A 19,807-nucleotide genomic window follows, 5' to 3' on the forward strand; every position below is an offset into this window, starting at 1 on the left:
TCTACGACATCCAGACGGATAGCGGCGAGTTCCTCGCCGGTAACCTCCGGGTGCACAACTGTTTCATCCTGGCCGTCGACGACTCGATGGACTCGATCCTCGACTGGTACAAGGAGGAGGGGCTGATCTTCAAGGGCGGCTCCGGCTCCGGGGTCAACCTGTCCCGGATCCGCTCCTCCCGGGAGCTGCTCTCCTCCGGTGGCACCGCCTCCGGCCCGGTCAGCTTCATGCGCGGCGCGGACGCGAGCGCGGGGACCATAAAGTCCGGCGGCGCCACCCGGCGCGCGGCCAAGATGGTCATCCTCGACGTCGACCACCCGGACATCGAGGAGTTCGTGATCACCAAGGCGCGCGAGGAGGACAAGATCCGCGCGCTGCGGGACGCCGGCTTCGACATGGACCTCGGCGGCAACGACATCGTCAGCGTGCAGTACCAGAACGCCAACAACTCGGTCCGGGTCTCCGACGAGTTCATGTCGGCGGTGGAGAACGGCGGCGGCTTCGACCTGCGCGGCCGGCTCGACGGGCAGACCATCGAGACCATCGACGCCAAGAAGCTGTTCCGCACCATCTCCCAGGCCGCCTGGGAGTGCGCCGACCCCGGCCTGCAGTACGACGACACCATCAACGACTGGCACACCTGCCCGGAGACCGGCCGGATCACCGCGTCTAATCCCTGCTCAGAGTACTTGCACCTGGACAACTCCTCGTGCAACCTGGCCTCGCTCAACCTGATGAAGTTCCTCCGCGCAGACGGTGGCTTCGAGGTGGAGAAGTTCGTCAGGTCCGTCGAGTTCGTCATCACCGCGATGGACATCTCGATCTGCTTCGCCGACTTCCCGACCGAGAAGATCGGCGAGACCACCCGCGCCTACCGGCAGCTCGGCATCGGGTACGCCAACCTCGGCGCGCTGCTGATGGCCTCGGGCCTGCCGTACGACTCGGAGCAGGGCCGCTCGGTCGCCGCCTCGATCACCTCCCTGATGACCGGCACCGCGTACCGCCGCTCGGCCGAGCTGGCCGGCATCGTCGGCCCGTACGACGGCTACGCCCGCAACGCCGAGCCGCACAAGCGGGTCATGCGCAAGCACGCCGCCGCCAACGACGAGATCAAGCCGACGGGCACCGTGGCCACCGCGATCGGCCGCGAGGCGACCAAGCAGTGGACCCAGGGCAACAAGATCGGTGACAAGTTCGGCTGGCGCAACTCGCAGGCCGCAGTACTGGCTCCGACCGGCACCATTGGCCTCATGATGGACTGCGACACCACCGGCGTCGAGCCGGACCTGGCGCTGGTCAAGTTCAAGAAGCTGGTCGGCGGCGGCTCGATGCAGATCGTCAACCAGACCGTCCCGCGCGCCCTGCGCAGCATCGGCTACCCCGAGGAGCAGGTCGAGGCGATCGTCGAGCACATCGCCGACCACGGCCACGTGGTGGACGCCCCCGGCCTCAAGCCGGAGCACTACCCGGTCTTCGACTGCGCCATGGGCGAGCGGACCATCGCGCCGATGGGGCACGTGCGGATGATGGCGGCCGTCCAGCCGTTCATCTCCGGTGCCATCTCCAAGACGGTCAACATGCCGGAGCAGGCCACCGTCGCCGACGTCGAGAAGATCTACTTCGAGGGCTGGAAGCTCGGCCTCAAGGCGCTGGCCATCTACCGGGACAACTGCAAGGTCGGCCAGCCGCTGTCCGTGGCCAAGCCGAACAAGACGATCGCGCCCGCCGTGGTTCCGGTCGCGGTGGAGAAGACGGTCGAGAAGGTCGTCGAGTACCGCCCGGTGCGTAAGCGGCTGCCGAAGAAGCGCCCGTCGCAGACGGTCAGCTTCTCCGTCGGCGGTGCCGAGGGGTACCTCACCGCGTCGTCGTACCCCGATGACGGCCTCGGCGAGGTCTTCCTCAAGATGTCGAAGCAGGGCTCGACCCTGGCCGGGGTGATGGACGCCTTCTCGGTGGCCATCTCCATCGGTCTCCAGTACGGCGTCCCGCTGGAGACGTACGTCAGCAAGTTCACCAACATGCGCTTCGAGCCGGCCGGCATGACCGACGACCCGGACGTGCGGATGGCCGCCTCGGTGATGGACTACATCTTCCGTCGCCTGGCCCTGGACTTCCTGCCGTACGAGGGCCGCGCCGAGCTGGGCATCTTCACCGCCAAGGAGCGGGCCGCGCAGCTGCGGGCCGAGGCGGAGGCGGAGAGCGCGTCGGTCAGCGGTGCGGAGCTGACCGCGATGGCCTCCTCCGCCCCGGTCGAGGCACCGGAGACGAAGACCGGCCCGATCGCCCAGCCGGCGCAGGAACTGGCCGACGTCGCCGCCGCCAAGCCGGCCCCGTCGGTCGGCTCCAGCACCGAACTGCTGGAGGCCGTGATCGGCAAGGCCGCCGACGCGCCGCTCTGCTTCACCTGCGGCACGAAGATGCGCCCGGCCGGCAGCTGCTACGTCTGCGAGGGCTGCGGCTCCACCAGCGGTTGCAGCTGACAGAAGGCAACGAGCCCCGGGCGTTGACGCGCCCGGGGCTCGTGAGCCGGGGCCAGGCGGCAGGCAACGGAAGCGTCAAGTCGATGTCACCGTGCCTCCCTACACTGTCCCGGTGATCCACGAAGCTCTATCGATCGCCGCCAGCTACGCCGGGTTCGCCGCCCGCGAGGCGCGCGGCGTGTCGCCCGCGTACGAGCGCCTGGCCCTGGCGGTCTCCCGCGACGCCGAGGTGCTCGCGCGGCTCGGCACGCTCCCGCCGGCCAGGCGGCAGCCCAACCTGCTCTTCGGCGTCGTACGGTTCCTCGGCGGCCCGGTCGAGGACCCGGCCGCGTTTCGCGACTTCGCGGTGGCGCACTGGCCGGCGATCGAGGCGGAGCTGCGCATCCGAGCCACCCAGACCAACGAGGCCGGGCGGTGCGCCGTGCTGCTGCCGGTGCTCGCCGCGCTGCCGCAGCCGCTCGCGCTGCTGGAGGTCGGCGCGTCCGCCGGGCTCTGCCTCTACCCCGACCGGTACGCCTACCGCTACGGCGGCCACCTGCTCGGCGCGGGCGAGCCGGTCCTCGACTGCGCGCTCACCGGGACGGCCCCACCCGACGGCCGGCCCGAGGTGGTGTGGCGGGCCGGCCTGGACCTGAACCCGCTCGACGTCACCGACCCGGCCGACGTCGCCTGGCTGGACGCGCTCATCTGGCCCGAGCACACTCACCGCCGGGCCCGGCTGCGAGCCGCCGCAGCCGTCGCCGCGACCGATCCGCCGCTGTTGGTCCGCGGCGACCTGGTGGACGACCTGCCGGCCCTGGCCGCGCGGGCCCCGGCCGGCGCGACGCTGGTGGTGTTCCACACCTCCGTGCTCTACCAGGTGCCGCCGCCGCGCCGGGAGGCGTTCGTCGAGGTGGTGCGCGGCCTACCCGGGCACTGGGTTGCCAACGAGGACCCGGGCGTACTGGGGCACGACGCGCTGCCGGAGCCGCCGGACGAGGCGCTGTACAACGTGCTCGCGCTGGACGGCGAGCCGCTGGCCTGGACCCGCCCCCACGGGCAGGCGATCACCTGGTTCGCCCAGGCTGGGCGGTCCCGCCCGTTCGTCGAGCTGACGGCGCGCGTACCCACCGAAACGGAGGGCCCGGATGTCCCACGATGAGGAGCGCACGGCGCTGCTGGCGGCGCTTCACGCGCAGCGCCACCACGTGCTCGGCATCCTGGACGGGCTGCCCGAGGAGGCCCTGCGCCGGCCGGTGCTGCCGTCCGGCTGGTCCTGTCTGGGGCTGGTCCGCCACCTCGCCCTCGACGTCGAGCGGTTCTGGTTCCGGGCCGTCGTCGCCGGTGAGCGCGTCGGCCTGGAGTCCGGGGCCGACGCCTGGCGGGTCGACGCGGAGACGCCGGCCGCGGCGGTGTTCGACCTGTACCGGCGGGAGGCGGAGCTGGCCGACGCGGTGATCGCCGGCACCGACCTGGCCGCCGCCCCGGCCTGGTGGCCGGAGGAGGTCTTCCCGGGCCTGCCGCCGCACGCCCTGCGCCGGACGGTCCTGCACGTGATCACCGAGACCGCCTGCCACGCCGGGCACCTCGACGCCGCCCGGGAACTGATCGACGGCCGGACGTGGCTGGTGCTGACGGACTGACCGCGCCGGCGTCCCCACGGCGGCTCCGGCGGCGACTAGGGTGGCCGGTCATGGGGGAACCGGACTGGCTGCGGGAGACCCGCGCCGCGTACGACACGGTGGCGGTCGACTACGCCCGACTGGTGCACGGCGAGCTGGCGGGCAAGCCGCTGGAACGGGCGATGCTGGCCACCTTCGCCGAGCTGGTCGGCGACGCGGGGCCGGTCGTCGAGGTCGGCTGCGGCACCGGCCGGATCACCGCCCACCTGCGCGACCTGGGGCTGGACGTCGCGGGGCTCGACCTGTCCCCGGGGATGGTCGCGGTGGCCCGGGACGCCTGGCCGGGGCTGCGCTTCGCCGTCGGCTCGATGACCGACCTGCCGCTGCCCGACGGCGGGCTCGCCGGCCTCGTCGCCTGGTATTCGATCATCCACCTGCCGCCGGAGGTGCTGCCCGGGGTCTTCGCCGGGTTCCACCGGGTGCTCGCCCCGGGCGGTGAGCTGCTGCTCGCGTTCAAGGCCGGCGACGAGCGTTTCCGCCTCGAGCAGGCGTACGGCCACACCGTCTCCTACGACGTGCACTGGCTGCCGCCGGACCGGGTCGCCGCGCAGCTCGCCGGGGCCGGTTTCGCCGTACACGCCCGCCTGCTCCGGGAGCCCGAGGGGTACGAGCGCGGCCCGCAGGCGTACCTGCTGGCCCGCCGGCCCGGCGGGGAGGCCGGGCGGTGACCGTCGTCCTGTTCACCCTCGGCGGGACCATCGCGATGGCCGGGTCCGCCGGGGGCGGGGTGGTCGCCCGGCTCACCGGGGCCGACCTGGTCGCGGCCGTGCCGGGCCTCGCCGACCTCGGCCACCCGATCGACGTACGCGACACGCGGGCGGTGCCCAGCGCGGACCTCACGTACCGGCAGATCCTGGACCTGGTCGCCGCGGCGTCGTCGGCGGTGGCCGGCGGCGCGGCCGGCGTGGTGGTGACCCAGGGCACCGACACGCTGGAGGAGACGGTGTTCCTGGCCGACCTGCTCTGGCCACACCCGGAGCCGCTCGTCTTCACCGGTGCGATGCGCAACCCCACCCTCGCCGGTGCGGACGGCCCGGCGAATCTGCTCGCGGCGGCCCGGGTGGCCGCCGCCCCGGCCGCCCGCGATCTGGGGGCACTGGTCGTGTGTAACGACGAGGTGCACGCCGCCCGCTGGGTCCGCAAGACGCACAGCACCAGCACCGGTGCCTTCGTCTCACCCAACGTCGGGCCGCTCGGGCACGTGGTGGAGGGGGAGGTGCGGGTGCTGACCCGACCGCATCGGCTGCCCCCGGTGCCCGGGGTGGACGCCGACCGGCTCGACGCGGTCCGGGTGGCCCTGCACACCGTCACCCTCGACGAGGACACCGACCTCGTCACCGGCCTGTCCCGGGGCCGGGACGGGGTGGTCGTGGCCGGGTTCGGCGTCGGGCACGTCCCGCCCGCGCTCGCCCCGGTGCTCGGAGAACTGGCGGAGCGGGTGCCGGTGGTACTCACCTCGCGCATCGGGGCCGGGGCGGTGCTGCGGCACACGTACGGGGCGGTGGGGTCGGAGACCGACCTTCAGCGGCGTGGGCTGGTCAACGGTGGGCTGCTCGACCCGTACAAGGCGAAGGTGCTGCTGAGGGTGCTGCTCGCGGCGGGCGCGGACCGGGCGGACATCGCCGCCGCGTTCGCCCGGCGCGGCTGAACCCGGACCGGCGGCTGCCGACACTGCCCGTACGTGACCTGACTGAGGGCTTCCGTCCGACGCGGACAGCCCGTACGGTGTCCGACGACAACCGGCGGGAGCCCGCCGGGGACGGCGGAGGTGGGGCGTGCGCGGCCGGATCTGTCTCGCGGGCGTTGCGGTGCTGGTCGTGTCGGGGTGCGCCGCCCAGGACCCCGAGCCGGTGGCGGTGCCCCGGGCCGAGCCGGTCGTGCTCGACGTGCCGGCGGCCTCCTCGGGCGGCGCGTGCCGGCTGCTCGACTTCGCGGTGATCGAGGAGCACACCGGGAAACGGTTCGACGTGGCGGCGTCCAGCTCGCGCGGTGACACGCACACCTGCGTGGTCCGCGCGGAGCAGGCGCTGCTGCCCGAACTGGCGCTCACCGTCAGCGCCACCTCGATCGACGTGGCGGGCTTCACCGCCGACGTGCGGCCGGGCGGGGCCCGAGCGGTCAGCAAGTTGGGCCGGGCCGGCTACCGGCGGACCGCCTCCGCCGCCGACGGCCACGGGCCGGTCGCCGAGGTCGGCTGGCTGGCAGCCGAGGACCGGCTCGCCACGTTGCGTTGGACGTTGCCGAAGGGCACCACCCGCGCCGCCGCCGAGGAGCTCACGGAACGGCTCGTCGGCCTGGCGCAGACGGTCGACACCCGGGCACTGTGAGCCCCGGCCCGATCGGGCCGGCATCGCCGGGCCGATCGGGCGCGCCAGGGCAGGGGTGTCAGTGGGCGGCGACGAACACCCGGGAGGCGACCTCGCGGGGCAGCCGGATCCGGTCGCCGGAGCGGTCGATGAAGACGCCGTCGCGCTCCTGGGCCACGGTCACCGTGGCGCCCGGGTCGACCCCGGCGGCGTGCAGCTGGCGCAGCACGTCGGCGTCGGTCTGCACGCTCTCGCAGATGCGCCGCACCACCACCGGGCCGGACAGCCCGGGGAACGCCAGGTTGCGCTCACCCGCGTCCTCGGTGCCGTCGGCCGGCGCCTCCAGGGTGCCCAGCTCCTCCAGGCCCGGGATGGGGTTGCCGTACGGCGAGCGGGTCGGGCGGTTGAGCAGGTCGTAGACCCGCTTCTCCACCGCGTCGCTCATCACGTGCTCCCACCGGCAGGCCTCCTCGTGGGCCTCCTCGTAGGGCATTCCGATGACGTTGACCAGCAGCAGCTCGGCGAGCCGGTGCTTGCGCATCACGGACACGGCGGCGCTGCGGCCCAGCCCGGTCAGCATCAGGTGCCGGTCGCCCTCGACGGTGAGCAGCCCGTCGCGCTCCATCCGGGCGACGGTCTGGCTGACGGTGGGGCCGCTCTGGCTCAACCGTTCGGCGATGCGGGCACGCAGCGGCGGCACGCCCTCCTCTTCCAGCTCGAGGATGGTGCGTAGGTACATCTCGGTCGTGTCGACCAGGTCATTCACGTCAGCGACCTCCCAGAGGTCGATGCTACCCCGGACGCCGGACAAGGCTCTCCGGCGAAACGCGAGGTCGCTGCCCGGATGGTGTTGACTGGACACCATGTCCGGTACCGAGGAACCGCTGGTCGAGGCCGACCGGCTCGCCGCCGAGCTCGATCACGCCGACCCGCCCACCCTGCTCGACGTCCGCTGGCGGCTCGTCGGCCCGCCCGGCCGCGACGACTACGCCGCCGGCCATCTCCCCGGCGCGGTCTTCGTCGACCTCGACACCGAGCTGTGCGGGCCGCCCGGCGCCGCCGGCCGGCACCCGCTGCCCGACCCCGCCGCCCTCCAGTCCGCGCTGCGGGCCGCCGGCGTCCGCGCCGGTCACCCCGTCGTCGTGTACGACGGCGGCGACGGGTTGGCCGCCGCCCGCGCCTGGTGGACGCTGCGCTGGGCCGGGCACCGGTCGGTGCGGCTGCTGCACGGCGGCTACCCGGCCTGGGTGGCCGCCGGCCTGCCCGTGTCCACCGAGGTCCCCGCCCCGGTGCCCGGCGACGTGTCGGTCCGGCCGGGGGAGCTGCCGGTGCTGGACACCGGTGCCGCCGCCGCGCTCGCCGCCGCCGGCTCCGGGGTGCTGCTCGACGTGCGGGCCGGGGCGCGCTACCGGGGCGAGACCGAGCCGATCGACCCCGTCGCCGGGCACGTGCCGGGCGCGGTGAACCTGCCCGCCGGCGGGTACGTCGACCCGGACGGGCGGTTCCCCGCCGCAGCCGTGCTGCGGGACCGGTTCGCCGCCGCCGGGGTCACCGACGCCGCGCCGGTCGGGGCGTACTGCGGCTCCGGGGTGACCGCCGCGCAGGCCGTGCTCGCCCTGCACCTCGCCGGCCGCCCGGACGCCGCGCTCTACGTCGGGTCGTGGAGCAACTGGGTCGCCGACCCGTCCCGCCCCGTCGCCACCGGCGGCTGACCGCAGGTTCCGCGGCCGACACCGGCCGCGGAGCCAGCGCGTGTGACGGGCCGCCGTCGGTGCTCGTGCGACGATGGGCCCATGTCCGAGGACACTGTGGTGGTGTGGGACGAGGCCTTGCTCGCCTACGACATGGGTGACCATCCGCTCGACCCGGTCCGGGTGGAGCTGACCGTCGCGCTCGCCCGCGAGCTGGGCGTTCTCGACCGGCCCGGGGTCCGTCTGGTCGCTCCGGCGCCGGCCGACGACGCCCTGCTCACCCGGGTGCACGACCCGCGCTACCTGAACGCGGTGCGGATCGCCCCCCGGGACCCGCTCTTCGCCGGCTACGGGCTGGGCACCTCCGACAACCCGGTCTTCGACGGGATGCACGAGTCCAGCGCGCTGATCGCCGGGGCCACCGTGGCCGCCGCCGAGGCGGTCTGGCGGGGCGAGGCACGGCGCGCGGTCAACGTGGCCGGGGGACTGCACCACGCCATGCCGGACCGGGCCGCCGGCTTCTGCGTCTACAACGATCCCGCGGTCGCCATCGCCCGGCTGCTCGACCTCGGCGCGCAGCGGGTCGCGTACGTGGACGTGGACGTGCACCACGGCGACGGCGTGCAGGAGATCTTCTACCACGACCCCCGGGTGCTCACGGTCAGCCTGCACGAGACCCCGCTGGCCCTGTTCCCCGGCACCGGCTTCCCCGACGAGACCGGCGGCCCCGGCGCGGAGGGCAGCGCCGTCAACGTGCCGCTGCCGCCCGGCGTCGACGACACCGGCTGGCAGCGGGCGTTCCACGCGATCGTGCCGTCGGTGCTGCGCGCGTTCCGGCCGCAGATCCTCGTGACCCAGTGCGGCGCCGACGGGCACCGGATCGACCCCCTCGCCGACCTGCACCTCTCCGTCGACGGGCAGCGGGCCACCTACGTCGCCCTGCGGGCGCTCGCCGACGAGCTGTGCGAGGGCCGCTGGGTGGCCACCGGCGGCGGCGGGTACGCCCTGGTCGAGGTGGTGCCACGGGCGTGGACCCACCTGCTGGCGGTGGCCACCGGCGACCCGGTCGACCCGGCCACGCCCACCCCGCCGGGTTGGCGGCGGCTGGCCGCCGAGCGCCGCCCCGGCCGGGAGGTGCCCCTGCGGATGACCGACGACGTCGACCCGGCGTACGAGCCGTGGCAGCCGACGGGCGAGCCGAACGCGGTGGACCGGGCCGTGGCGGCCACCCGCAAGGCGGTGTTCCCGCTGCTCGGGCTCGACCCGCACGACCCGCGTGACTGAGTCGGCGTACCCGGGGAGGGGACCGAAGGCGTGACCACTGTCGACCAGCCGGTGGACGTGCTGCTCAGCGACGGCACGACCGTCGGGCTGCGGCCGATCCGTCCGGACGACGCGCCGGGCATCGTGGCGCTGCACTCGCGGTTCTCCGAGCGCACCCGCTACCTGCGCTACTTCTCGCCGTACCCGCGGATCCCGGAGCGGGACCTGCGGCGGTTCGTGGTGGTCGACCACCGGGACCGGGAGGCGTTCGTGGTGCTGGCCGCCGACCGGATCGTCGCCGTCGGCCGGTACGAGCGGCTCGGCCCGCAGGCCCCCGAGGCCGAGGTCGCGTTCGTGGTGGAGGACGCCTACCAGGGCCGGGGGATCGGTTCGGTGCTGCTGGAGCACCTGGCCGACGCCGCCCGGCGGGCCGGGATCGTGCGCTTCGTCGCCGAGGTGCTCCCGGCCAACGGGGCGATGCTGCGGGTCTTCGCCGACTTCGGCTACCAGGTCCAGCGCCAGTACGCCGACGGCGTGGTGCACCTCAGCTTCCCGATCGCTCCCACCGAGCAGACGCTGGAGGTGCAGCGCGGCCGGGAGCACCGCACCGAGGCGCGTTCCATCGCCCGGCTGCTCGCCCCCCGGGGCGTCGCCGTGTACGGGGCCAGCGCCACCGGTCAGGGCGTCGGCGCGGCGCTGCTCGGGCACCTGCGCGACGGCGGGTTCACCGGGGCGGTGGTGCCCGTGCACCCGAGCGCGGCGACGGTGGCGGGGCTGCCCGCGTACCCCTCGGCGGTCGACGCCGGCCGGGCGATCGACCTGGCGGTGGTCGCGGTGGCCCCGGAGGCGGTCGGCGCGGTGGTGGCCGACGCGGCGGCGGCCGGCGCGCACGGCCTGGTGGTGATCTCCGCCGGCTTCGCCGAGGCCGGCCCGGCGGGCGCGGCGGCCCAGCGGGCCCTGGTCCGCGCGGCGCACGCCGCCGGCATGCGGGTCGTCGGCCCGAACTGCCTCGGCGTGGCCAACACCGACGAGGCGGTGCGCCTCAACGCGACCCTCGCCCCGGCGCTGCCGGCACCCGGCCGGGTGGGCATCTTCAGCCAGTCCGGGGCGTTCGGGGTGGCCCTGCTCGCCGAGGCGCACCGGCGGGGCCTGGGCGTGTCGAGCTTCGTCTCGGCCGGCAACCGGGCCGACGTCTCCGGCAACGACCTGCTCCAGTACTGGCAGGACGACCCCGGCACCGACGTGATCATGTTGTACCTGGAGACGTTCGGCAACCCACGCAAGTTCGCCCGGCTGGCCCGGCGGATCGGCCGGGACAAGCCGGTGGTGGCGCTGGCCTCCCCGGCCCGCCCGCCCGGGCTGAACGCCGACGCCCCCGGCCCGGACGCGGTCGCGGTCAGCGCCCTGTTCGCGCAGTCCGGGGTGATCCGGGTGGACACCGTCGCCGAGTTGCTCGACGTCGGCGTGCTGCTGGCCCACCAGCCGCTGCCGGCCGGCCGGCGGGTCGGCGTGGTGGGCAACTCCTCGGCGCTGACCGGGCTGGCCGCCACGGCCTGCGCCGCGCAGGGGCTGACCGTGGCCGCCGGGTACCCGTCCGACGTGGGGCCCCAGGCCGGGGCGGCCGAGTTCGCCGCCGCGCTCGGCGTCGCCGCCGCCGACGACGGCGTGGACGCCCTCGTCGCGGTCTTCGCTCCGCCGCTGCCCGGGCAGCTCACCGACCCCGAGGCCGACTTCGCCGCCGCTCTGCCCGGTGCGTTCGGCGCCGGTCGGCCGGTGGTGGCCACGTTCCTCGCCGGGCGGCCCCCGGCCGGGGTGCCGGCCTACCCGAGCGTGGAGGAGGCGGTGCGCGCCCTGGCTCGGGTCGCCACGTACGCCGACTGGCTGCGTCGCCCACCCGGCGTGCTGCCCGAGCTGCCCCGGATCGACCCCGCCGCCGCCCAGGCCGCGCTGCGGGCCGACGGCGCCGATCCGGCCGGGCTGCTCGGCGCGTACGGGATCGACGTGGCGCCCTCCGTGCCGGCGCGCTCGGCCGACGAGGCGGTGGCCGCCGCCGGGGCGCTCGGCTGGCCGGTGGCGCTGAAGGCCGCCGCAGCCGGGCTACGGCACCGCCTCGACCTCGGCGCGGTCCGCCTCGACCTGGCAGACGAGCCGGCCGTCCGCCGGGCGTACGCGGAAATGGCGGCGGCCTTCGGCGCGGACGTCCTGGTGCAGGCGATGGTTCCGCCCGGAGTGCCCTGCGTGGTGGAGCTGGTGGAGGACCCGGCGTTCGGGCCGGTGGTCGGGTTCGGGCTCGGCGGCGTCGCCACCGAACTGCTCGGCGACCGGGCCTGGCGGGCGGTGCCGCTGACCGACTCCGACGCCGGCGAGCTGGTCGACACGCCCCGGGCCGCGCCGCTGCTGCGCGGGCACCGCGGGGCCGCCCCGGTGGACCGGGCGGCTCTGGTGGAGCTGCTGCTGCGGGTCGGGCGGCTCGCCGACGAGCAGCCCCGGGTCCGCTCGCTCACCCTCAACCCGGTGCTGGCCCGCCCGGACGGAGTCTCCGTGCTGCACGCCACCGTCCGCACCGGCGCCGCCGGTGCCCGCCCCGATACCGGCCCCCGCCGGCTGTGAGGGGCGCCGCCACGCGCGAGGGGCCCCGGCGAACCGCCGGGGCCCCTCCTTGCGACACGACCGCTCAGCAGGCGAACGCCTCCAGGCGCTGTGCCCGCTCCGGGTCGCGCAGCTTCAGCAGCGTCACCTTCTCGATCTGCCGGATCCGCTCCCGCGACAGGCCGAACTCCCTGCCCACCTCGTCCAGGGTGCGCTGCCGGCCGTCGTCCAGGCCGAACCGGAGCCGGATCACGGCCTGCTCCCGCTGGGACAGGGTGGCCAGCACGATCCGCACCTCGTTGCGCAGCTCGCCGTCGGCGGCGGCCTCGCCCGGCCCGGCGGACGGGTCCACGGCGGCGACGAAGTCGCCGAGGACGCTCTCGCCGTCCTCGCCGACGGCCTGGTCCAGGCTGACCGGCTCCCGGTCGTACGAGATCAGCTCGATGACCTGGAACTCGGGGACGCCCATGGCCCTGGCGACCTCGGCGACGATGGGCTCGCGACCCAGCGTGACGGCCAACTCGCGGCGGGCCCGGACCATCCGGTTGACCTGCTCGACCATGTGCACCGGGATGCGGATGGTGCGGGCCTGGTCGGCCATCGCCCGGGTGATCGCCTGCCGGATCCACCAGGTGGCGTACGTGGAGAACTTGAAGCCCTTGGTGTAGTCGAACTTCTCCACCGCCCGGATCAGGCCCAGGTTGCCCTCCTGGATCAGGTCCAGGAACGCCATCCCCCGGCCGGTGTACCGCTTGGCGATGCTGACGACGAGGCGCAGGTTCGCCTCGAGCAGGTGGTCCTTGGCCGCGCGGCCCTCGGCGACGATCAGCTCCAGGTCGGACCGCAGCTGCGTGGACACCGGGGTGCAGGTCGCCAGCTTCTCCTCGGCGAAGAGCCCGGCCTCGATCCGGCGGGACAGCTCGACCTCCTGCGCGGCGGTGAGCAGCTTGGTGCGCCCGATGCCGTTGAGGTAGGCCCGGACCAGGTCCGTGGAGATGCCGCGCTCGTCGGTGGCGTCCAGGTCGGTGAGGGTGTCGGTGCCGAGCTCGGCGTCGATGGTGACGGCCGGGCCGATCTGGTTCTCGGTCATCTGCAGGACCATCTCTGTTCTCCCCGTGTCCACGTCGGTGCCGTCTCACCGGCCCAGTGGCGCCGGTGACACACACTCTGGCAAGTCGGGCGTGAAACGGGAGTGAGGCGATCGGGGAACCGACACGGATAATAGGGGGTGCCCGTGCGTCCGTGGCTTGCCGACCCCGGTTACCGTGCCAGCGGTCGGCCGTTTTGGCCGGTCACACGGTCGGTCGCTGCGGCGACCGACCACCGAGAGACTGGAGCGTGTCGTGGTCTTCAAGCGGCTCATGCAGGCGATGGGCGTGGGCGGCCCGTCGGTGGAGACGATCCTGGCGAACCCGAACTGCCGCCCCGGCGGGCAGTTGGAGGGCACCGTCCACGTGGCTGGCGGCGAGCACCCGGTGGACGTCGAGTATGTCGCGCTGGGCCTGGTCACCCGGGTCGAGGTGGAGAGCGGTGACAACGACTACGAGACCACCCAGGAGTTCCAGCGCCGCCAGCTGACGGGGGCGTTCCGGCTGGAGCCGGGGCAGCGCTACGACGTGCCCTTCCGCTTCGACGTGCCGTGGGAGACGCCGCTGACCGAGCTGTACGGGCAGCACCTGCACGGGATGACGATGGGGCTGCGCACCGAGCTGGAGGTGGCCCGCGCGGTGGACAAGGGCGACCTGGACGCGGTGGCGGTGCACCCGCTGCCGGCCCAGGAGGCGCTGCTGGAGGCGTTGCTGCGGCTGGGCTTCCGGTTCGCCCGCGCCGACAACGAGCGGGGCCACATCTACGGGGTACGGCAGACCCTGCCGTTCTACCAGGAGATCGAGTTCTACCCGGCGCCCCAGTACGCCCGGGCGATCAACCAGCTGGAGGTCACCTTCGTCACCGACCCGCAGCAGGTGCAGGTGGTGCTGGAGATCGACAAGCGGGGCGGCGTCCTCACCGAGGGTCGGGACGCGTTCGGTCGCTTCACCGTCCCCCACGCCACGGCACACAACACGGACTGGGCCGCCCAGCTCGACGGCTGGATCCGCCAGTCCGTCCAACGCCGTGGCCTGTTCTTCTGACCCTCCCCCTGCGGACGGCCCGGCCCGTCACGGGCACAGTTGATCAAGAGGTTTGCGTCCGGGGCCCGGCTCCGGGCGCAAACCTCTTGATCAACGGGGCGGGGTCAGAGGTCCAGGAGGAGGGTGCGGGGGCCTACGTTGACGCTTTCCACCAGCATGTGGGTGCGGAAGCGGCCCGTCGCTACCGGGGCGCCGCGCTCGCGCAGCGCCTCGACGACCGTCGTTACCAGGGGTTCCGCCATCTCTGCCGGGGCGGCGGCGGTCCAGCTCGGCCGGCGGCCCCGGCGGGCGTCGCCGTAGAGGGTGAACTGGCTGACCACCAGGATGCCGGCGCCGGTGTCCGCCGCGCTGCGCTCGTCGTCCAGGATGCGCAGCTCGTGGACCTTCCGGGCCATGGTCCGTGCGGTCTCCGGGGTGTCGGTGTGGGTCACCCCGAGCAGCACCAGCAGCCCGTCGGTGACCTCGCCGACGACCTCGCCGTCGACCGTGACGCTGGCCCGGCCGACCGTCTGCACCACCGCCCGCATCAGGCGGTGACCGGCTCGATGATGCCGCGCTCCACCAGGTGCGCCACGATCGGGCCGGCCGAGTCGGCCAGTTCCTCCGGCGCCACGTCGTGCGCGGCGGCGAGCAGCGCGAGCTGGTCACGCAGCGGCAGCCGACCGTCCGCGCCGCCGACCAGGGCCAGCACCAGCGGGTCGACCTCCTCGGTCCAGCGCAGCCCGTGCGGCATGGCGAGGACCTGCCGGTCCACGGCCCAGCCATCGTCGCCCATAGTGGCCTCCTGGCGGAGCTGGAGCCCGTCGGCGGCCCGGTAGCGCTCGGCGAGCAGCCCCTCGGTGTCACGTGCTCGCAGCCAGTCCTGGCGGTCGAACCAGGCGGCGATCCGGTCGCCCATCGGCGGCTCCACCCGCTGCCGCAGGTCCTCCACCCGGACCGCCGGGTCGGCGTGCCCGGCGCGGCGCAGCGAGACGATGCCGAAGCCGACCGCCTCCACCTTGTGCGCGTCGAACCAGTCCAGCCAGGCAGCCATCCGGTGCGGGTCGGCGGCCTCGCCGACGTCGGTCAGCCACAGGTTGACGTACGCCATCGGGTCGGCGACCTCGCGCTGGATCACCCAGGCGTCCAGGCCGGTGCCGGCGAACCAGCCGGCCACCCGCTCGCCCCAGTCCTCGCCCGTCACGTGCACCCAGTTGGCGAGGTACTGCATGGTGCCGCCCTCGGTGAGCAGGCCCGGGGCGGCGGCGGCCAGTTCGGACCCGATCGCGTCGCCCGCCCGGCCGGAGTCCCGATAGACGTGGGTGGTGGTGCCGGGGCCCACCACGAACGGCGGGTTGCTGACCACCAGGTCGAACCGGCGCCCGGCGACCGGGGCGACCATGTCGCCGCGTAGCAGCTCCCAGTCCTGGCCGTTGAGCGCGGCGGTGGTGGCGGCGAAACGCAGCGCCCGCCGCGAGAGGTCGGTGGCGGTGACCCGGCGGGCGTGCTCCGACAGGTGCAGCGCCTGCACCCCGGAGCCGGTGCCCAGGTCCAGCGCGGTCTCCACCGGCCGGCGCACGGCCGCCCCGATCAGCGTCTGGGTCGCCCCGCCGATGCCGAGCACGTGCTCGGAGTGCAGCGGCCGGCCCGGCCGGGAACTGGCCGGCAGGTCGGCGAGGACCCACCAGTCGTCCCCGTACGGCTCCAGGTCCACGCCGGCGCGCAGGCCGTCGCCGTGCCGCTCGACCAGGCCCCCGGCCAGCGCCTCATCCACGGTCAGCGGGGCGAGCGCGGCGGCCACCGCGGCCTCCGGCTCGGTCTGATCGCAGATGAACACCCGGATCAGCGTGCCGAGCGGGTCACGGTCCTCGGTGGCCCGCAGCGCGGCCCGGAAGTCGTTGCGGGCCGCCCCGCCGGTGGCCTGTGGGCCGAGCCGGTCGGCGATCCCGTTCGAGGTGTACGCGGCGCGGGTCAGCGCCGTCCGGAGCGCGTCGACGCCGGCGGGGGAGAGCAGCATGTCGTGTTCGTCCACGTTGCCATCCTGCCCTCCGTGCCCGGGCGACCCGTCACCGCCGCCCGCAAATCCGCCCGCCGGGGAGCGGGAGCGGCTCGGCGCGGGCCCCGGGGAGTCGCCGTCGGCCCCGGGCCGGTGGCGGGGAGGATGGACGGCATGACGGTTTCGCTCCCCATCGACCCCGAGGCCAACCGGCTGCTGGAGCGCAGCCCGCTGGCGCTGCTGCTCGGCATGGTGCTCGACCAACAGATTGTCCAACCAGGGAAAACGGCGTTCTAGGTCTTCGCCGAGCGGCTTCAGGGGCGCGGGTCGTGGACAGGCTCGGCGTCGTCCCGCCAGTTCGATGTGAAGATCCAGTCGAGGCCATCCTCCCCGTCCGTATCGAGATGGGGAGCGCGACGCAGGCCGGTGCGTGCGGCGACCTTCAGCGACGCTGCGTTGTCGGGTCGGACTCTCGCGATGATCGGATAGTCGGGCAGGTGCGCTGTTGCCCAGTTGACCACGGTGGTGGCGGCTTCGGTGGCTACTCCGTTGCCCCAGGCCAGCGGGTCAAGCCGGTAGAAGAGGTTCAAGATGGTGCGGCCATGCAGCTGCATCAGCTTGATGCCGCAGAAGCCGAGTGGCTGACAGGTCCGCAGCTGGCTGTGGACGGTCCAGTAGCCGAAGCCGTGCTGGTTCCAGTGCTCGTTCCAGCGTTGGTACCGCTCCTCGGCTTCCGTACGGGTGGCAAGCGCGTCAGCCGGGTTGTGGGCGTACGCCCTTGGATCGCTGTGGATCCGATAGATGGTGTCGATATCAACGTGGATCGGGCGGCGTAGCGACAGCCGAGGAGTGCGCAGTTCTTCGTTGTCGATCACATCGGCGCGGCCCATGTTGAGATCTTCCCCTTCCGGGGCCATCGGGTCGAGGTTCGACCTGGTGGCGGCTTCGACACGCCAGGTAATCGTCGCCAGCGGGTTCTGGTGAGGGACCATGATTGCCATGACGCTGTCCTTGCCTATCGATCCAGCGGCGAACGAACTTCTCAATCGGAATGCGCTGGCCCTTGTCCTCGGGCTCGTCCTCGACCAGCAGATCCCCATGGAGAAGGCGTTCTCCTCGCCGTACGTGCTGGCGCAGCGGCTCGGGCACGAGCCGGACGCCCGCGAACTGGCCGGGTACGACCCGGACGAGTTGGTGGCGGTCTTCGCCCGGCCACCGGCCCTGCACCGGTTCCCAAAGGCGATGGCGGCCCGGGTGCAGGAGGTGTGCCGAACCCTGGTGGACAGGTACGACGGGGACGCCGCCCGGCTCTGGGCCGACGCCGCCGACGGGCGGGAACTGCTGGCCCGGATCGCCGGGCTGCCCGGGTTCGGCCGGCAGAAGGCGCAGATCTTCCTCGCCCTACTCGGCAAGCGGTTCGGCGTCACCCCGGACGGCTGGCGCGAGGCGGCCGGCGGGTACGGCGACGCCGACGCGTACCGGTCGGTCGCCGACGTCACCGACCAGGAGTCGCTGCGCCGGGTGCGGGAGCACAAGCAGCGGATGAAGGCGGAGGCGAAGGCCGCGAAGGGCTGACGCGACCCGCCCGCCGGGCTCGTCGCCCGTACGGCGGGGGCGACGGTGGACGGGCGGGGTCGGGCGTGGGTCTCGTCCCGTCGGTGGCTACCCGTAGGGCCGTTGACGTGGCATTCTGCAACCAGAGCAGCGGGTATCGGGCGACGCCCATCCCGCCGCAACGGCGCAGCGGGTGGTCGTCCGGCGCGCGACGGCACGGGCCTGCCGATCGGGTGCGTCCACCGGGAGTGGTGGGCGGCCCGCGGCTGATCCCGATCGCCTGGGCTCAGGCCCGCAGCCGCCCCCGGAGGGCATCATGGCCAATCCCGTCATCCGGTCGATCACCGCGACCCCCAGCACGCTCCAGCCCGGCCAGACCGCCCAGGTGGTGATCGACGCCTACGACCCGGACGCCCGCACGGTCACCGTGACCGGGAAGGTCACCGACGTGGCCGGGCACGTGGCGACCGCCACCACCACGCTGACCGTCGGCGACCCGCTGAAGTTCGAGTTGACCACGACCGATCCGGCCGTGACGATCGTCGCCGACCCGGCGGCGTCCGGTCGCTTCTCGGTCCGGGTCTGATGTTCACCCGTACGGTCACCCTGACCGCGCGGGTGGCGGACGCGGGGGGCAACACCACCACCGTCAGCACGGCGGTCAGGGTGGCGGCGCCGACAGCCCTGGGCTGGACACCTCCGGGGAGTTCGGTCGCCGCGATCCAGGCGATGCTCGCCCGGTACCCGCACCCGGGGACGGTGCGGCTCTACTCCGGCCCCGGCGCCGGCCTGGAGCCCTGGTCGGGGCTTCTCGCCCAGGTGCCCGCCGACTGCCCGCTGCACTACAGCTTCAAGGACTGGACCGCCGGCACCTCGGCGGCGGCCGTGCGCGACTGGCTCTCGGCCCGGCCCGCCAGCCGCCGGCGGGTGGTGGACCTGGTGACGCTCGACCACGAACCGGAGCAGCAGTCCGGGGCCGACCCGGCCCCGGCGGCGTTCCGGCAGCAGTGGCAGGAACTGGTCGCCGCGCTCGCCGGGCACCCCCGCCGTCGCGAGGTCTGGCTGGTGCCGGTGTTCACCGAGTACGCCGCCCGACGGCAGGCGTCCTGGTGGGCCGAGTTCGGGGTGGTCGCCAGCTACCCCGGGGTGGACGCGGTGGGGTTCGACATCTACGACACCGGCTACGAGCGGTACCGCACCCCGGTCGAGCGCAACGAGTTCGCGCTCGCCCAGGCGAGGCGGGTCGGCAGGCCGCTGGTGGTCCCGGAGTGGGGGATCAGGCGCAAGCCCACCCTCGACGACGGGACGCCGTACGACCCGGACGGGGCCGTCTGCGCGCAGGCCATGCGGGACAACATGGCCCACCTGCGGGCGCAGCCCGACGTGCCGTACGTCGAGTGGTTCTACCGGGGCGACTGTGACCTGCACGCCACGCTGACGTACCCGTCCGGGCGGACGTACGTGCGCGACGCGGAGCGTGCCGCGTTCGGGCAGCTCATGGGCTGAGGCGCGGCGACGGACGACTCAGGCGGCGGTGGGCCGGGAGAGCGCGGCGAGGGCGCGCCGGACGTCGGCCAGCGAGACCGTCGCCGAGTCGTCCAGCTCGGTCAGGCCGGCCTCGATCCACTGCCGCATCAGGGTGGTCACCCCGATGCCGCGGGCGTCGGCGGCGGCCCGCACCCGCTCGTACGTCTCCAGCGGCAGCCGCACCGAGCGGCTGACCATCGGCACGTCGGTGTCGGGGGCGGGCAACTCCACCGGCTGGCTGGAGTCGATCAGCTCGGCGAGCCGGTCGTCGCCGCCGTGGAACTGCTTGGTCGCGTCGTTACGGTTCATCGCCACGCCTCCTCATCGACGGGATCTGCGAACGGCCTCGTCGTAGCGCTTGGCCTCGACGTCGCTCAGCTCCCGGGCGGACAGGACGTCCCAGTCGTTGTCGGCGCCGTCGGCCTCGGCGAGCAGCACCGCCAGCCGCCGTCCGTGGCGGGCCGCGGCGTAGACCACCATCACGTCGTCGCCGAGGTGCCGGATGACCCGGCGCGGGCTGTGCAGCGCCTCCCAGACCTCGCCGGGCGTGACGCCGTAGACGCGCAGGTTGGCCAGCGCCTCGTCGGTGAAGCTGAACCGGCTGCCCACGAGGCGGAGCGTACCACGCG

Annotated in this window: 19 protein-coding genes and 2 pseudogenes; 14 read left to right on the plus strand and 7 right to left on the minus strand. The window is 74.1% G+C overall.

Annotation, left to right across the window (positions count from 1 at the left end; translation table 11 throughout):
• Nucleotides 1–47 precede the first annotated feature (47 nt).
• The 6 genes and pseudogenes from ACQPZO_RS08190 to ACQPZO_RS08215 all read left to right on the plus strand — a co-directional run.
• Nucleotides 48–2,480: pseudogene (locus tag ACQPZO_RS08190) on the plus strand (vitamin B12-dependent ribonucleotide reductase); the annotation flags it as partial.
• A 133-nt stretch (nucleotides 2,481–2,613) separates the two neighbouring features.
• Nucleotides 2,614–3,537, plus strand: a pseudogene (locus ACQPZO_RS08195) (DUF2332 domain-containing protein); the annotation flags it as partial.
• Between the two features lie 70 nt (nucleotides 3,538–3,607).
• Nucleotides 3,608–4,102, plus strand: a complete 495-nt coding sequence (locus ACQPZO_RS08200) for a DUF664 domain-containing protein (RefSeq protein ID WP_433348471.1) — start codon at nucleotides 3,608–3,610, stop codon at nucleotides 4,100–4,102.
• Between the two features lie 50 nt (nucleotides 4,103–4,152).
• Nucleotides 4,153–4,809 carry a class I SAM-dependent DNA methyltransferase gene (locus ACQPZO_RS08205; RefSeq protein ID WP_433348473.1) on the plus strand — a complete coding sequence of 219 codons (657 nt, stop codon included), beginning with the start codon at nucleotides 4,153–4,155 and terminating at the stop codon, nucleotides 4,807–4,809.
• Nucleotides 4,810–4,844: 35 nt separating this feature from the next.
• Nucleotides 4,845–5,789 (plus strand): asparaginase domain-containing protein, encoded by a 945-nt coding sequence (locus tag ACQPZO_RS08210; RefSeq protein ID WP_433350872.1) that lies wholly within the window; start codon nucleotides 4,845–4,847, stop codon nucleotides 5,787–5,789.
• Between the two features lie 127 nt (nucleotides 5,790–5,916).
• Nucleotides 5,917–6,468 (plus strand): hypothetical protein, encoded by a 552-nt coding sequence (locus tag ACQPZO_RS08215; RefSeq protein ID WP_433348475.1) that lies wholly within the window; start codon nucleotides 5,917–5,919, stop codon nucleotides 6,466–6,468.
• A 58-nt stretch (nucleotides 6,469–6,526) separates the two neighbouring features.
• On the opposite strand, the gene ACQPZO_RS08220 is transcribed toward ACQPZO_RS08215, so the two are convergent.
• Complete coding sequence (locus ACQPZO_RS08220) at nucleotides 6,527–7,186, minus strand: metal-dependent transcriptional regulator (protein ID WP_433350874.1); 660 nt, start codon at nucleotides 7,184–7,186, stop codon at nucleotides 6,527–6,529.
• A gap of 124 nt (nucleotides 7,187–7,310) precedes the next feature.
• On the opposite strand from ACQPZO_RS08220, the gene ACQPZO_RS08225 reads away from it, so the two are divergent.
• The 3 genes from ACQPZO_RS08225 to ACQPZO_RS08235 all read left to right on the plus strand — a co-directional run bounded on the left by ACQPZO_RS08225 (nucleotide 7,311) and on the right by ACQPZO_RS08235 (nucleotide 12,011).
• Nucleotides 7,311–8,159 carry a sulfurtransferase gene (locus ACQPZO_RS08225; protein ID WP_433348477.1) on the plus strand — a complete coding sequence of 283 codons (849 nt, stop codon included), beginning with the start codon at nucleotides 7,311–7,313 and terminating at the stop codon, nucleotides 8,157–8,159.
• A gap of 81 nt (nucleotides 8,160–8,240) precedes the next feature.
• Nucleotides 8,241–9,422, plus strand: coding sequence for an acetoin utilization protein AcuC (locus tag ACQPZO_RS08230; RefSeq protein WP_433348479.1), 1,182 nt, complete (start codon nucleotides 8,241–8,243; stop codon nucleotides 9,420–9,422).
• 30 nt (nucleotides 9,423–9,452) lie between these two features.
• Nucleotides 9,453–12,011 (plus strand): GNAT family N-acetyltransferase, encoded by a 2,559-nt coding sequence (locus ACQPZO_RS08235; protein ID WP_433348480.1) that lies wholly within the window; start codon nucleotides 9,453–9,455, stop codon nucleotides 12,009–12,011.
• Between the two features lie 64 nt (nucleotides 12,012–12,075).
• On the opposite strand, the gene sigB is transcribed toward ACQPZO_RS08235, so the two are convergent.
• Entirely contained in the window at nucleotides 12,076–13,080 is a 1,005-nt protein-coding gene (gene sigB / locus ACQPZO_RS08240) for an RNA polymerase sigma factor SigB (protein WP_433348482.1), read from the minus strand.
• Between the two features lie 253 nt (nucleotides 13,081–13,333).
• Here sigB and ACQPZO_RS08245 point away from each other — a divergent pair, with 253 nt between their 5' ends.
• Nucleotides 13,334–14,122 (plus strand): sporulation protein, encoded by a 789-nt coding sequence (locus ACQPZO_RS08245; RefSeq protein WP_433348484.1) that lies wholly within the window; start codon nucleotides 13,334–13,336, stop codon nucleotides 14,120–14,122.
• A 104-nt stretch (nucleotides 14,123–14,226) separates the two neighbouring features.
• On the opposite strand, the gene dtd is transcribed toward ACQPZO_RS08245, so the two are convergent.
• Together dtd and ACQPZO_RS08255 are read right to left on the minus strand one after the other, a co-directional pair.
• Nucleotides 14,227–14,649, minus strand: coding sequence for a D-aminoacyl-tRNA deacylase (gene dtd / locus ACQPZO_RS08250; protein WP_387016221.1), 423 nt, complete (start codon nucleotides 14,647–14,649; stop codon nucleotides 14,227–14,229).
• Nucleotides 14,649–16,133 carry a DUF7059 domain-containing protein gene (locus tag ACQPZO_RS08255; protein ID WP_433348487.1) on the minus strand — a complete coding sequence of 495 codons (1,485 nt, stop codon included), beginning with the start codon at nucleotides 16,131–16,133 and terminating at the stop codon, nucleotides 14,649–14,651. Before ACQPZO_RS08255 ends, dtd begins: the two co-directional genes overlap by 1 nt.
• A gap of 138 nt (nucleotides 16,134–16,271) precedes the next feature.
• Between ACQPZO_RS08255 and ACQPZO_RS08260 the strand changes: the two genes are divergently transcribed.
• Nucleotides 16,272–16,394: a hypothetical protein gene (locus ACQPZO_RS08260; protein ID WP_433348489.1), complete on the plus strand. Its 123-nt coding sequence runs from the start codon at nucleotides 16,272–16,274 to the stop codon at nucleotides 16,392–16,394.
• A 17-nt stretch (nucleotides 16,395–16,411) separates the two neighbouring features.
• On the opposite strand, the gene ACQPZO_RS08265 is transcribed toward ACQPZO_RS08260, so the two are convergent.
• Nucleotides 16,412–17,098 (minus strand): GNAT family N-acetyltransferase, encoded by a 687-nt coding sequence (locus ACQPZO_RS08265; protein ID WP_433348490.1) that lies wholly within the window; start codon nucleotides 17,096–17,098, stop codon nucleotides 16,412–16,414.
• On the opposite strand from ACQPZO_RS08265, the gene ACQPZO_RS08270 reads away from it, so the two are divergent.
• The 3 genes from ACQPZO_RS08270 (at nucleotide 17,088) to ACQPZO_RS08280 (ending at nucleotide 19,157) form a co-directional block, all read left to right on the plus strand.
• Entirely contained in the window at nucleotides 17,088–17,672 is a 585-nt protein-coding gene (locus ACQPZO_RS08270) for an HhH-GPD-type base excision DNA repair protein (RefSeq protein WP_433348492.1), read from the plus strand. The two genes, ACQPZO_RS08265 and ACQPZO_RS08270, sit on opposite strands and share 11 nt — an antisense overlap.
• A gap of 295 nt (nucleotides 17,673–17,967) precedes the next feature.
• Nucleotides 17,968–18,237 (plus strand): hypothetical protein, encoded by a 270-nt coding sequence (locus ACQPZO_RS08275; RefSeq protein WP_350885207.1) that lies wholly within the window; start codon nucleotides 17,968–17,970, stop codon nucleotides 18,235–18,237.
• Nucleotides 18,237–19,157 carry a hypothetical protein gene (locus tag ACQPZO_RS08280; protein ID WP_433348494.1) on the plus strand — a complete coding sequence of 307 codons (921 nt, stop codon included), beginning with the start codon at nucleotides 18,237–18,239 and terminating at the stop codon, nucleotides 19,155–19,157. Before ACQPZO_RS08275 ends, ACQPZO_RS08280 begins: the two co-directional genes overlap by 1 nt.
• Before the next feature lie 18 nt (nucleotides 19,158–19,175).
• Here ACQPZO_RS08280 and ACQPZO_RS08285 read toward each other — a convergent pair whose 3' ends face one another.
• Together ACQPZO_RS08285 and ACQPZO_RS08290 are read right to left on the minus strand one after the other, a co-directional pair.
• Nucleotides 19,176–19,487, minus strand: coding sequence for a hypothetical protein (locus tag ACQPZO_RS08285; RefSeq protein ID WP_433348496.1), 312 nt, complete (start codon nucleotides 19,485–19,487; stop codon nucleotides 19,176–19,178).
• Between the two features lie 12 nt (nucleotides 19,488–19,499).
• On the minus strand, nucleotides 19,500–19,787 hold the full coding sequence (locus ACQPZO_RS08290) for a hypothetical protein (protein WP_117666624.1): 288 nt from the start codon (nucleotides 19,785–19,787) through the stop codon (nucleotides 19,500–19,502).
• Between the last annotated feature and the right edge of the window lie 20 nt (nucleotides 19,788–19,807).

The sequence above is a fragment of the Micromonospora sp. CA-111912 genome, assembly GCF_050948415.1.
In the GTDB taxonomy this organism is placed as follows: domain Bacteria; phylum Actinomycetota; class Actinomycetes; order Mycobacteriales; family Micromonosporaceae; genus Micromonospora.

Excerpts from the sequence above, each read along its gene's own strand:
- ACQPZO_RS08285 (WP_433348496.1), bottom strand. The coding sequence starts at position 19,487 with ATGAACCGTAACGACGCGACCAAGCAGTTCCACGGCGGCGACGACCGG.
- dtd (WP_387016221.1), bottom strand. The coding sequence starts at position 14,649 with ATGCGGGCGGTGGTGCAGACGGTCGGCCGGGCCAGCGTCACGGTCGAC.
- ACQPZO_RS08265 (WP_433348490.1), bottom strand. The coding sequence starts at position 17,098 with ATGGCAATCATGGTCCCTCACCAGAACCCGCTGGCGACGATTACCTGG.
- ACQPZO_RS08230 (WP_433348479.1), top strand. The coding sequence starts at position 8,241 with ATGTCCGAGGACACTGTGGTGGTGTGGGACGAGGCCTTGCTCGCCTAC.
- ACQPZO_RS08220 (WP_433350874.1), bottom strand. The coding sequence starts at position 7,186 with ATGTACCTACGCACCATCCTCGAGCTGGAAGAGGAGGGCGTGCCGCCG.
- ACQPZO_RS08210 (WP_433350872.1), top strand. The coding sequence starts at position 4,845 with ATGGCCGGGTCCGCCGGGGGCGGGGTGGTCGCCCGGCTCACCGGGGCC.
- sigB (WP_433348482.1), bottom strand. The coding sequence starts at position 13,080 with ATGACCGAGAACCAGATCGGCCCGGCCGTCACCATCGACGCCGAGCTC.
- ACQPZO_RS08260 (WP_433348489.1), top strand. The coding sequence starts at position 16,272 with ATGACGGTTTCGCTCCCCATCGACCCCGAGGCCAACCGGCTGCTGGAG.
- ACQPZO_RS08280 (WP_433348494.1), top strand. The coding sequence starts at position 18,237 with ATGTTCACCCGTACGGTCACCCTGACCGCGCGGGTGGCGGACGCGGGG.
- ACQPZO_RS08275 (WP_350885207.1), top strand. The coding sequence starts at position 17,968 with ATGGCCAATCCCGTCATCCGGTCGATCACCGCGACCCCCAGCACGCTC.
- ACQPZO_RS08200 (WP_433348471.1), top strand. The coding sequence starts at position 3,608 with ATGTCCCACGATGAGGAGCGCACGGCGCTGCTGGCGGCGCTTCACGCG.
- ACQPZO_RS08205 (WP_433348473.1), top strand. The coding sequence starts at position 4,153 with ATGGGGGAACCGGACTGGCTGCGGGAGACCCGCGCCGCGTACGACACG.
- ACQPZO_RS08270 (WP_433348492.1), top strand. The coding sequence starts at position 17,088 with ATGATTGCCATGACGCTGTCCTTGCCTATCGATCCAGCGGCGAACGAA.
- ACQPZO_RS08225 (WP_433348477.1), top strand. The coding sequence starts at position 7,311 with ATGTCCGGTACCGAGGAACCGCTGGTCGAGGCCGACCGGCTCGCCGCC.